Genomic DNA, 11,739 nt, shown 5'->3' with positions numbered 1-11,739 from the left:
CATGACGACAAGGCGCGAGATCGTATTTGGACTGGGAGCCCTGGCCGGACTGATGTCCTTGCCGTCTTTGGCCCGAGCCGGTGCCGATGATCTCACGCGCATCTCCGGGCGCGCTTTCGGCACACGATGGCAGGTCACCGTTCCGGCCGATGCCGATGCCCGCAAGATTGGCGCGGATCTCCGGCACTTACTGGCCGGGATCGATCATTCGATGAGCCCGTTTCGTGCGGGTTCGGAGCTTTCGCGCTTCAACAGCCGTTCGGAAATCACACCGTTCGCAGCCTCCGAGCCGCTTCGGACGGTTGCTAGCAAGGCACTCGAGATTGCGCGATTGACCGGCGGCGCGTTCGATCCGGCCGTCGGGCCCGCTGTCCATCGTTACGGTTTCGGGCCGATCGCTGCCGGGCGGTCCGGTCGCTACACCGCTTTTGCCGTCAGTGCCGAAGGCCTCTCCAAAGCAGAGCCGGAACTTTCGCTCGATCTGTGCGGCATAGCCAAGGGCTACGCCGTCGACCGGCTTGCAGGACACCTGAGAGATCAAGGGCTGCCGAGTTTCCTGATCGAGGTGGGTGGCGAAGTCTATGGTTTCGGTGCGCGCCCTGACGGCCGTCCATGGCGCGTCGGCATTGCGGACCCGCTTCGCACCGGTGTCCACACGACGCTTCCCCTGACAGGCGTGGCGATGGCGACCTCGGGCGATGCGATCAATGCCTATGAGATCGCGGGCCGCCGCTACAGTCATACGATCGATCCCGCAACCGGAGAGCCGGTTCGCAACAGCGTCGCCTCGGTTTCCGTTCTGGCCCCGACAGCGCTGGAGGCCGACGCGTTTGCGACCGCCCTTCTGGTAATGGGTCCTGAAGGCGGCCTTGCATTCGCCTCCGCCAACCGTCTGCCCGCGCTTTATCTGCTTCGCGAGGCGGGAGGTCTTAAGGCCAGAGCCAACAGGTTGTTCATCGACCAGGGGAGGGCATAAAGCCATGCAGACCATTTTCGCCGCTGTTCTTCTGACCGGGCTTGCCATGCTCGCGCTGGCCGCCGGCCTTTTTGCCGGCCGCGCACCGCTCAAGGGATCGTGCGGCGGCGCGGCCTGCGGCGGCAAATGCCATGCTTGCGAACGATCCGAAGGAAGCGGGACATGAAACTCGACACGGTCGCCGATCATATGCGCACGGACCTGATCACGCTAACGCCGGACATGGAGATAGTACGGGCCGTGTCCGTGCTCATGCAAAACGGCGTGTCGGGTGCATGCGTCATCGACGGCGCCGGCGATCTCGTCGGCGTTCTGTCCAAACGCGATTGCCTGAAGGCCGCACTCAACGCCTCCTACTACAAACAATGGGGTGGCAGTGTCGCCGACTATATGAGCACCGAACTCGAGACGCTCGATGCGGGTATCGACATCGTCGAAGCGTGTGAGCGCTTTGTCGCAAGCTCGTACCGGCGGTTCCCCGTCACCCGCCATGGCCGACTTGTCGGCCAGATCAGCCGTACCGACGTCCTCAACGCCCTTTCACGGCAGTGGACATAACAAAGCCCCGGAAAAGAAAAGGACCGATATCATGACACGACAGCTCTCCAGAAGATTGTTTCTCGCAGGAACCAGTGCGGCAGCGTCCGCAGGTATCGTCGGGACAGCCAATGCGCAGGTGGCCTCCGGCGGCGCTGCAACCGTCTCCGTGCAGGAAGCCCTGAAACAGCGCCGCTCTACCAAGCGCTTCGGGCGTGGTGACGTTGCGCGCGAAAAGGTGCTCGAAGCACTGTGGGCGGCCAATGGTGTCAACCGCGCGGACGGTGATGGACGCACAGCGCCCGCCTGGCACGGTGCGAAGAACGTCGATATCTACGTCGCGCTGGAAGATGGCGTCAGTCTCTACGACCCCGTGGCAAACGCTCTCAACAAAGTGGCCGATACAGATATTCGCGCGGATGTCAGCCCCACGGCTTTCGTACGCAGGGCGCCCGTGGTGCTGATCTATGTCTCTGATGCCGAGAAACTTGCCGCTGCCGCCGGTGACCTGGCCAAGTCTGCGCCCGAAGAACTGGTTATCGCCGCACGCGTCAACTCAGCCATCATGGCCCAGAACGTCTATCTGTTCTGCGCTGCCGAAGGGCTCGGCACATGCCTCCTCGGTACGGTGGACCGCGAAGCTATTAAAACAGCGCTGAAGTTCCCGGATCATCTTTCGGTGACATATATCCAGCCCTTAGGCGAAATCGGCTGATCCGGAGCGTGGTCATAGAGCGGCATGCAGGCCTTGCCGCATATCCGGTGCTTCTGCAGAGACACAAGCCTTGACGGCCGCAATTCTCTGGTGCGCGCTTGGCCTCCTCGCTTTGGTCGGCGGAGCGGATATACTGGTGCGCAGCGGGTCGACGCTCGCGCGCCGGCTGAGCATATCCCCGCTCGTCATCGGGCTCACATTTGTTGCGATCGGGACAAGCACACCTGAGCTGGCGGTGGGCATCAATGCCGCGTTGACGGGAGAAGGAGGGTTGGTCGTCGGGAACATCGCCGGCACCAACACCTTCGGTCTGCTGTTCATCCTTGGACTATGTGCTATCGCTCGGCCCGTTGTTTTGGAACCGGTCTCCGTTGGGCTTGAACTCCCTGCAATGATAGCCGCCGCACTGGCGTTCTGGGTGTTTGCAGCTGATGGTTATCTGTCGAGAGCCGAGGGCCTTGTGTTCCTGCTTGGTGGTATCGGCTATATCGTCCTGGTCGTTCGAAGCGCGCGCTTAAGAAGTTCGCCACCCGACAAAGAGTTGCCAGTCCTGCCACGCCCGATGCGCGACGCTCCGCGGAGCGGATGGTTGAACGTCGCCGTCATGATTGGTGGTATTGCGGTCATCACAATAGGCGCGGATTGGCTCGTATGGGGATCCTCCGATCTTGCTCGCAGGTTGGAGGTCTCCGAAGCTCTTATCGGACTGACCATAGTTGCAATCGGCACATCGAGCCCTGAACTGATCACGACAATCGTCTCGACCGTACGCAATGAGCGCGAGATCGCGGTAGGCAATCTTTTGGGCAGCAGTGTCTATAATATTGCAGTCATTCTTGGGCTGACGATGCTGGTTCCGAGCGAAGCGATCACCGTGGAAAGAACGCTCATCGCCGTCGACATTCCTGTTATGGCTGCGGCAACTGTGCTTTGCGTTCCAGCCTTCCTCACGGGCAGAACTCTGTCGCGGGCCGAAGGGGCAGCATTTGTCGGTTGCTACATAGCTTACTTCGCCTACCTTATGCTCGCTCGGACTTAACTCTGGCGCAGGCAGGGTAATGAAACTGGACGCATCGATTTGCTCCGCGAAGGTTGTCGCTTCCGTTCGAAAAATTGACGGATACAGCGCGCAATAGGTCACCCACGAGTAGGTTATGCAGCTGTTTCGAAGAGCAAGTTATGATGGCTGCCCGTCCCCGCAACCATCTTTACTTGCTCGGGCAGCAAGTAAAGATTAGATCCTGCCCCCGCAACCACTGAGACTTGAATCTGCTGCCATTCAAGTCGCTTCCTTGAAAGCTCCTCTGCGTAACCCGCGAGGAGCTTTTGTTTTTTGTCCTCCGTGTCGAGTTCCCCGGACAGCTGACGCGCCAGCACATCCTGATCCACCATTGCCTTGAACTTTGCTTCCATGATTTGCGCGGTCTCCATGGCGGCCAGGATGGATGCGATGCGGCCATGCACCTCCAGCGCCGGCGGTTGACGGCCCGGTGTACTGGCAATGACGACTTTCTGTATGAGCTGGCGGATGATGCCGATCAGCGGCTGCTTGGTCTGGGGATCAGCGTGATCGCGCATCATGTAAAGCATGGCGTGTATCACGGTGCGGACTGTGTCTTCGTTGATCTCGTCGCGTAGAGCTGCAAGGCGTTCTGCATCGCTGACGGGCTTATCCATCGATGGCGCGCTTGCCAGCTGCCGCTCCAGTGCTTCCCGTTCGTCGTCGAGCCTGTCGAGCCGGTCGTCTAAGGCAGCGTTGGGCCGTCGGCCTTCAGCCGCTCGTTGAGACATCTGGGCGACGATGCCTTCTTGCTCGCGCCTGTTGCGCTCGAGAGCGGCGGCGATGTCCTGGGTTTGATGGGCTGCAGTCTTCTGCTCCGCGAGTTCACTTTGCAGGACCTTGTCCACGGTCCGGCGAAACACGTCCATGTGTACTAAAGCGGCAGGGATGGATGTGAGGATACGGTCCTCGAGTTCCCTGCGGAGGATCGTCTTGTGATTGCTGCAACAGGCTCCGCCAAGAACATCCAGGGGGATCTTCTTTTTATGGTTGGTACAGCCATACCGACCTGTAGCCATGACGGCATAAGGTCCGCCGCACTCGGCACATTCGAGCAGTCCACTCAGGAGATAGCTCGGACGGTGAGTGCGGTTTAGGGGATTAGAGAGTGTCCGTTCAAACTCGCCGCGGACGCCTAACTGCCGCCGCTTGACGGCGGACCAAAGATCGTCGGGGATAATGCGCAGTTCCGGGCGTTCGTCTACGACCCAATCGTCGCTATCGTTATGGCGAGCGATCCTGCGTTCCGTGTCCGGATTCTTACGATACTCGCGGCGGTTCCATATAGCCCTGCCGAGGTAGAGCTCATTGTTCAGGATGCCGGTCCCGCGGTCCACATGGCCACGGATCGCGGTGTCACGCCACGCAGCCGCGCGCGGGCCCGGAATGCCTCTACGGTTCAGTTCGACTGCGATAGCACTCGGAGATACGCCGTCGGCATATAAACTGAAAATCTCCTGTACGACCTCGGCTTGTACAGGGTCGACTTCGCGAAGACCCGGAATGCGCTCTCCGTGCGCATCATATTCGAGTTTGATCCGGTACCCATAGGCAAGACATGTCGTTGCCTTGCCTCGGCGGACCGCGGTCTTCATGCCCTCCCGCGTCCTATACCGAATTTGCTCGACAAGTTCCTGGCTCAGCGTCGCGCGAAGGCCCATCTCAATGTCGGTGACTGAAGAGCCGCCGTGCACCGTCCAAAGTTCGGTGCTGTTGTAGCGAAGGCGCTTGAGGAATCCATTGCCGTGCTCAGCGTCGCGGGAGACACGGTCGACAGTAACGCACAGAACGACATCCACTTTGCTACTCTTGATGCGGTTCAGAACGCGCTGGATGCCCGGTCTGGTCAGATAGTTGGAGCCGCTGATCGCTCTGTCAGAGTAAGTGTCGAGCAACTGCCACCCACGGTCTGCGATGAAGTTTTGACACAGTTCGACCTGGGTCTCGATGGACACATCTGTCTGTCGATCCGTCGAGTAGCGTGCGTAGATAATAGCGGTTTTGGCGTTTTTTGCGGTCATGGTACCCCCAATGATCCTCGCCAGTTAGTGAATGGCACCTACTGCCACAAGGGGCCCGCTTCCCACGATTCTGGTGCAAACGGCGTTTTATGAAGTAATGGGGGGATAGGGCACTTAGACTGCAGACGGCGTTTGCGATGCGCCAGTTGCCTGCCGCATCGCCTGTGACCGCCAAAGGTACCGATTACCTGTCCGTTTCGGTCCCGGTGCTGAGATGAACCTTGCGCCTGAAATCCCATTTGCCGTCGACGTATCTGTCGATGAGGTCGCCAAGCGCTGCATCCGAGGCAGACCTGTCAAAGCCCTGCTCGACCAAGGCTTCCAAGATATCGGTCTCGACCTTGTTCATGCGCGCGGGATTGCCTTCCCGCTCGGCGAGTTTGGCCGTTCCGAGGATGAGCCATCGAAGCGCGACGCGGGCGATGTCGTCGCGGCCCGGTCGCCGGAGCCGTCGCTGCTCATCCCGGTAAGCCTGCTGGCGCTCTCGCTGGTCTCGCAAGCGCTGAGTGCGTGATCTCGCCATCTCAGCCTCCTCTCGCAAACGCCGTTTGTCCCGGAATCGAAGATATCGAATGTGGAATCGGAGACGGCGTTGGCAGTGAGTGTGATCGACAGACGGAGATCGCTTGTGAGCCGAAATCGCAGACCCGGCGATCCCACTCGGCAGCCCGACTGTCTGTGGGGGGTGTAGGTAGTGCGTCGAGCATCTCAGTCACCTAGCCCTCGCATGTAGAAGACATTGCCAACCTTGCCGTGAACCAGATCGCTGCTGAGCGCACAGGCCTCAAGTTCTGAGAATCGCGCCGGATCATACTCCTTGAAAACGGACGGTCGATAACGGTCAGCGCGGAAGGGCAGCCACAAAAAACCTTGAATACGGACAGGTTCCGCGTCGTCGAGAACGTTCGCCCGGATCATTGCTGAGGTCCAATCCTGGGTCAGTCTGTCCGTCTCCTCGACAGAATTGATAGACGTGACCAAGCGCGGGACATGCCCGTAGTCCTCCTCGAAAATCTGCTCCTGATATGGTCGCTCGAACAGGAGCCGCCCCCGATCAAGAAGCACAATCCGATGGATGTCGATGAAGCTCGGCAGCTCCGCATGCAGCTGCACCATTCGGCCGTCGAGCCTGACTTCATCGCCGCCGTATCGTGCCGTCAGTTTGATATAGGCGTGATGAAGCTTCAACCCGTAAGTCTTGCAAATCTGCTTCAAGCGCCGTTGATCGCTGGCAACCGAATCGATTGCCCCTCGGATCATTCCCCGGGTCAAATCGATCGCGATGGCTTTACCGTGAAAGACCGGTTGGCTGACGTAGAGGCTACCGAGTTCGACAGACGGGTCAATCTCGGCGAAGGACGGGTGGATTGCAGGCGTCAGGGTGCTGGCCGCTGATTGCCCGGCCCATGTTTTTAGTGACGGGCTCAGTGCGCCATCATTGATGATGTGACGCTTGGCGAGGAGGCAAGAGTGGGCCACATTCGGCTCAGTGAATGGGGGCGTCCGTTTATCAGTTGTCATGGATTTTAGTTACTGCGTTGTACCTGACCCTAGGCTCAGACGGTTTTTTGTCGGCGTCAATGACCGAGTGGATCTGATGGTGGTATCTCTGGCACGGCGTTTGCTGCAAGCGCCGAAACCGTGAGCCAGGATAGCCAGTCAAGGGAGCATGCGGTCCACGACTGCCTGGGGGCATCTAGCCCCCACAATTGTGAAAACGCCGTTCGAATGTGAATCGGCTGAGCCGCAGTCTGAATCGATGGTATCAAACCCTGAATCGGTAATGTGCAATGTATTTTAAGGCATCTTACCGGTTCCGCGGTCTGTCCTGCTGGTATACGGCTTTGCCAGCATACCGAGATGTACTGACCCGCATCCTTCCCAATGTGAAACGCCGCAATACGCCGCCCGGACGAACTTAGACCATTCGCCCGGGGGAGGCGGCTAACGCCGTTTATCCGGATCTGCCCAGATCAAGCGCTAGGATCTCGCGGACCGTCGCGCCGTCTAGGTAACGCCGTTGATCCAGCTCCCGGGCCAGTCGGAGCAACGCTTCTTGATGCTGGGTGACTATGGACACCGCCGTACCGAGTGCTTGTTCGAGACGTTTGTTGACCCGCACTGCCAGCCCCCGATCGTAGCGAAGGTCGTGCGGTGGGCGTTCGCTCGGCATGTACAGGAGTGGCAAATCCCCGGAGCATCCGAGCACTGTCTCAAGACGAACCGCGTTTGTGGTCGCAATCTCAAGGTCGCTGCCATCGGAGCCGCCGTGACCGATCAGCGTCTCATTAAAGATGAGGCTCTCGGCCGCACGTCCTGCAAGATAGCAAGTCATCACCTGCATCACGCCGTTCTCTGTCTGGGGCATCACCTCAGGCCATCGCACCGATGTGGCACCGCCATCGCCACGTCCAGTGGATACCGATTGGACCTCTGCAATGCCCAGCGACGTGAAGACAAGTGCGTGACCCGCCTCATGCACCGAGATTTGCCATCTTACATCTGACGGCACTGACCCAATCTGCTGGTCTAGCACCTCCAAAACATCGCCGTAACGCAGTTTGCGTCTTGCGCGACGAGCAATCCCGCGTGCGTCGCGGATCAGACGCGCGATATCAGCGCCTGTCATCCCCTGGGCGGCGAGAGCAAGATGTTTTAGGGCTGCTGCCTGCCGATCTTTGCGTTGGGAGGAGCGCTTGTCGTTCGCTGTTCGGTCAACGTGTAGCATGGTCAGCTCCCGACTGATTACTGAGCTTTGGGTTGGTTATGCGTGCACTCGCCAGTACCCCGTTGAGATCTGGCCCCAGGTGATGGCGGATGATGCCCTCCAGCGCATCGATGTCGGGAGGCGGGATCTCTATATGCCGCTCCAGTCGCCCTGACCGGCGGATTGCCGGGTCAATCACCGACGGTCTGTTGGTTGCTCCGACCATTACGATACCTTCTGACCTCACCGCGCCGTCGAGGAGTTCCAGCATCCTGTTAATGACTGTGATCCAATAGTCATCGTAGCTGCGCCCTGAACCGCTGTCTCGTCGACCAATCCCGTCGATCTCGTCAACGAATAGGATCACCGGCGTGTGCTCTCTGGCTAGATCGAAAAAAGCGGTCATGCGTTTAAGCACGTCACCCAGGTATCCGGGTTCTAGCCATTGGCCGACGGACGTCGCGATCAGTGGGATCTCAAGCGAGTTGCACAGGGCACGAGCAAACGTCGTTTTGCCGGTCCCAGGCGGACCGCTTAGCAGGAGCTTGGTGCTCATATCGGCCCACGCCAGCTTTTTGGCACGCCAGATGGCAAGATCTGTTTTGAGATCGAGTGCCCACTGGCGTGCCTCGCCGTAACCTGCGAGTTGCTCGATGCAGAGATGCGGTGCGGCTCCTTTGCCGTTTACCTTTGCTGGCCGTTGTGCTGGCTGGATGATGTCAATCGACAGCGTTTTGTCGGCACGGCGGCCGCGTTCTGAATTGCTCAAGGTACGGCTTCGCTCCCCGCTAGCAGCAGTCTGCTTGGCGCTTCCAGCTCCCTCTTCATCGCCCCGGACGTCCGCTTGCTCACGCGCAAAAGTCTCAAGACGACTTAGGATACTGCAAATGGTCCGTCCGGGCTTGATCGCAAGTGCGAGATCGTCCAGACCGAGACGCGCCAACTCTATGGTATATTCACGTGCGGCTTCGTCGACTTTGGCGCGTAAGTGGCCCGTTGCAATCTCGATTGCATGGGTCAGCAGTTGCCAATCTAACTGTGGGGCATCGAGGATCAGATCCGCGCTTGATGTCACGCGATCAGGCCAGGGTTCGTCATCCTCGGCAGCCACCAGGATGGGGCGGCCAGTCGAAAGTGCTTTTGACAGGAGCACACGCCGTTTCTCGGAGTTCTCATGTGTTAGGTCACCATTCCGAAACGTTACAATGGTGCGCGAGTCGTATGGCTCCTGCCCCGAATACACACGCCTGCTCAGCGAGTATCCGCCTCCGCCGTCCCGCAGCCGCATGGCGGGCCCAATGAAGCCATGCTCGATCATGAGCCCAAGCGCTTGTTCAAATCCGCGGATGGGCACTCGCAGCAACAAGACTGGTGCCGGTTTGGACAGGATCTCAAGGACTTTTGCAGCTGTCAGATGTGATCGCCGCACAGCTTCGATGATGCTGAGGACAATGACCGTCTCGGTGATTGCTGGCGGATGTGCTACTGCTCGCAAGAGGCTGGCAAGCTGCTTTAGGTATTGACCATGATCTCCACGATCGTCGTGGAGTAGCGGCCGTTCTACGGCTTCCGCGGGAGTCGCCTCAGTCTCAGCGCCGGTCACAGATGCGTCGATGTCGCCGACGATATCCTCGATGATTAGGTCGATGTCATGTCTTCGGACTGTCACCGGTGGCAAGACAGGCAGCAATGCATTGCTTGATAGAACCCGAAGCAGAGTGCGTCGGTCTGCAGCGATAGCTCCGGTCAATGGCACAGCCCTTGCCCCAGGCGCATATGTCGTAACTGTATATATCCCGATGGCGCGCTGGTGCGCGCGCAGGATATCGGCCGCAACTGCCGCCCGATATGCGATCCGCAGCGACCGGCGGTAGAGGCGGCCTAGAAAGTAGCGCTTTAGACGATCAACGGTCATGACGCATCTCCTCTTCCAGGAGCGACTGCAGCTGCAATAGCCGACGACGGTCAAGCTCGGCGAGACGCGGACTATCTGGCTGCCAGAAACGGTGATGGCGATAGACGCGTGTAGGTCTGCTCCCCATGTGCGACTTGCCGCGCCATCTATCAGGTAGGCGCGCCGCCTCGAAGATCGCCTCGTCGGTGTCCGGCTCACGATCAAGCCACTGGAACAGCAAGCGTGCAGTGGGGTCGTTCTGCGCTACCAAGTCGCACAGGGCGTCACGGACTGTGCCCGGCAGCGCGATGAGTGAGCGCCCGCGCCGTCTGGCTATCCTGAGCACGAGTGCCGTGACGAGCGCGGTGGTGTCGTTGGATAGCGCCGCGTTCGTGTCCTGGGCTGAGCGCGGTCGAAGTAAGCTGCTAGGTCGGCTCGCGCAGCGAAGCCTCAGCGTGCCGAATTGGCGACGTAAGCGGTACACGTTGAAAATAATCACTGGGTAAATCATGGCAAAGCTCTTCCGTGGCCGGATCGCGTCCGGCAAATCTGATAGGATGAAAATTGATGTGTGCCGCTTAGTGCGGTCGCAGTCCGGGCCCGAGCAAGCCGACCTGAATTGACGGCCGAGCTTTCGGGGGACGGCCACGTCGTCTTGCGGGCATCTCCGCGATGCGCTGCTGGGAGGGGTGTGCTTTAGTTGGTGCCACTGCACCCTCCGAAGGGCACGCTGACTTGGCTGTTGCCTCTGCGATTGCCGCTTGCCACTGCTTACGTAGGCCGCAGCGGAAGGCCTCCATGCTTTCAATAGCCAGCTGCGACGCACCCTCTATCTGCAGCAGGTCATCGAGGCGAGACAACGGCCAAACGCCATCTGATACATCCGTCGATGTCTTCGATCCGTCAATGATGGCTGTACCGACGGTCTCGACAGCCAGCCTTTGATGGTCGCGCCAGAGTACATCGGGCAACACCAATCCGGAGGCCGTCATTCGCTGCTGTAGTTCCAGCAGTTTGCTCCCGCCGAGGTAACCAGATAGGCTCCGCTTCACGTCGATGATGACCGCGCAGCGGCCAGTGGCGTCAACGACGACTAAGTCGGGATGGTACGTTCCTGCGGAGGGGTTGGAATGCGCCTCAAAGCTTATTCCTTCATAGAGCTTGCGACGATTGCGCTTGATGACCTCGACCGCAGCGGGAAGGACCGGTAGGCGGAGGTCGGTCAGTGTCACCCTCGAGGGATGCGTCGAGGCAAGGGCTATGATGACAGCTTCTAGCAGATGTCCTTCCTGGACAGCGATACTTCGTCCTAAACATGCCAGGCTCTCAGCATCACCTTCAACCGCGGATCGGGCTATCTCGGGTGGCATCGTTGCAGCAATGGCCTGCTCGATCAGCTTGGCAACAGCTTCGGGCGCTGTCGTTAAGACATGCGGGTGCGTGTCGGCGGATGAGCCGAAATGGATTTTGTGCATGGATGGTGTCCTGTCTGATCAACCGCGGATAGCGATGGGCGTTATGTCGAGGGGCGTAGATGCCGCGACGCCGGATTCAGACAGGAGTTCAGGAGATTCAATACGGGGCTTGCCCGTCAGCACGATTTGAATATTACACATGATAGCCCAAGGCCTTTCACGACAAGGTTGAGGGTTAGGCTCTCACCGGTGTTACCAGCACTGGTGGGAGCCGCCTTTGCGTGACATTCGCTCGCCACGCCGGGTACCTATAGATCAGGAGGAGTAACATTGGCAATCTCTGGCCGATTTACTTCTGAAAACATGGTTAACTGAAGATGCGGTTGCCTGGACTCATATAGTCCAAGCTTTTTT

The 11,739-nt window shown here is 59.2% G+C and carries 12 protein-coding genes; 5 read left to right on the top strand and 7 right to left on the bottom strand.

The annotated features are described in order from the left end of the window. The first annotated feature begins 1 nt into the window (after position 1). The 5 genes from FAA86_RS19360 (at position 2) to FAA86_RS19345 (ending at position 3,267) form a co-directional block, all read left to right on the top strand. Positions 2-976 (top strand): FAD:protein FMN transferase, encoded by a 975-nt coding sequence (locus FAA86_RS19360; RefSeq protein ID WP_009450481.1) that lies wholly within the window; start codon positions 2-4, stop codon positions 974-976. A 4-nt stretch (positions 977-980) separates the two neighbouring features. After that, positions 981-1,142: a hypothetical protein gene (locus tag FAA86_RS24670; RefSeq protein ID WP_167495040.1), complete on the top strand. Its 162-nt coding sequence runs from the start codon at positions 981-983 to the stop codon at positions 1,140-1,142. Then, entirely contained in the window at positions 1,139-1,534 is a 396-nt protein-coding gene (locus FAA86_RS19355) for a CBS domain-containing protein (protein ID WP_009450480.1), read from the top strand. Before FAA86_RS24670 ends, FAA86_RS19355 begins: the two co-directional genes overlap by 4 nt. Before the next feature lie 31 nt (positions 1,535-1,565). Further along, positions 1,566-2,228 carry a nitroreductase family protein gene (locus tag FAA86_RS19350; protein WP_009450479.1) on the top strand — a complete coding sequence of 221 codons (663 nt, stop codon included), beginning with the start codon at positions 1,566-1,568 and terminating at the stop codon, positions 2,226-2,228. Positions 2,229-2,298: 70 nt separating this feature from the next. Then, entirely contained in the window at positions 2,299-3,267 is a 969-nt protein-coding gene (locus tag FAA86_RS19345) for a calcium/sodium antiporter (protein WP_009450478.1), read from the top strand. Between the two features lie 113 nt (positions 3,268-3,380). On the opposite strand, the gene FAA86_RS19340 is transcribed toward FAA86_RS19345, so the two are convergent. From FAA86_RS19340 to FAA86_RS19310, 7 genes are all read right to left on the bottom strand, one after another. Further along, the gene (locus FAA86_RS19340) at positions 3,381-5,309 is read right to left on the bottom strand and encodes a recombinase family protein (RefSeq protein WP_136542749.1); all 1,929 of its coding nucleotides are present in this window, start codon (positions 5,307-5,309) and stop codon (positions 3,381-3,383) included. 184 nt (positions 5,310-5,493) lie between these two features. After that, on the bottom strand, positions 5,494-5,832 hold the full coding sequence (locus FAA86_RS19335; protein ID WP_136542748.1) for a hypothetical protein: 339 nt from the start codon (positions 5,830-5,832) through the stop codon (positions 5,494-5,496). A gap of 185 nt (positions 5,833-6,017) precedes the next feature. Beyond that, the gene (locus FAA86_RS19330; protein ID WP_136542746.1) at positions 6,018-6,830 is read right to left on the bottom strand and encodes a hypothetical protein; all 813 of its coding nucleotides are present in this window, start codon (positions 6,828-6,830) and stop codon (positions 6,018-6,020) included. Positions 6,831-7,263: 433 nt separating this feature from the next. Further along, the gene (locus tag FAA86_RS19325; RefSeq protein WP_136542745.1) at positions 7,264-8,037 is read right to left on the bottom strand and encodes an FtsH/Yme1/Tma family ATP-dependent metallopeptidase; all 774 of its coding nucleotides are present in this window, start codon (positions 8,035-8,037) and stop codon (positions 7,264-7,266) included. Next, on the bottom strand, positions 8,024-9,931 hold the full coding sequence (locus FAA86_RS19320) for an AAA family ATPase (RefSeq protein ID WP_136542744.1): 1,908 nt from the start codon (positions 9,929-9,931) through the stop codon (positions 8,024-8,026). The genes FAA86_RS19325 and FAA86_RS19320 overlap by 14 nt, the downstream gene beginning before the upstream one ends. Then, a complete protein-coding gene (locus tag FAA86_RS19315; protein WP_136542743.1) occupies positions 9,921-10,421 on the bottom strand; it encodes a hypothetical protein in 501 nt (166 codons plus the stop codon). Before FAA86_RS19315 ends, FAA86_RS19320 begins: the two co-directional genes overlap by 11 nt. 67 nt (positions 10,422-10,488) lie before the next feature. Next, positions 10,489-11,385 carry a hypothetical protein gene (locus FAA86_RS19310; protein ID WP_136542742.1) on the bottom strand — a complete coding sequence of 299 codons (897 nt, stop codon included), beginning with the start codon at positions 11,383-11,385 and terminating at the stop codon, positions 10,489-10,491. Between the last annotated feature and the right edge of the window lie 354 nt (positions 11,386-11,739).

This window comes from Rhizobium rosettiformans W3, from assembly GCF_004912135.1.
Classification (GTDB): domain Bacteria; phylum Pseudomonadota; class Alphaproteobacteria; order Rhizobiales; family Rhizobiaceae; genus Allorhizobium; species Allorhizobium rosettiformans.
The sequence above is the reverse complement of the archived record's forward strand: the minus strand, read 5'-3'. Positions and strand labels throughout refer to the sequence as shown.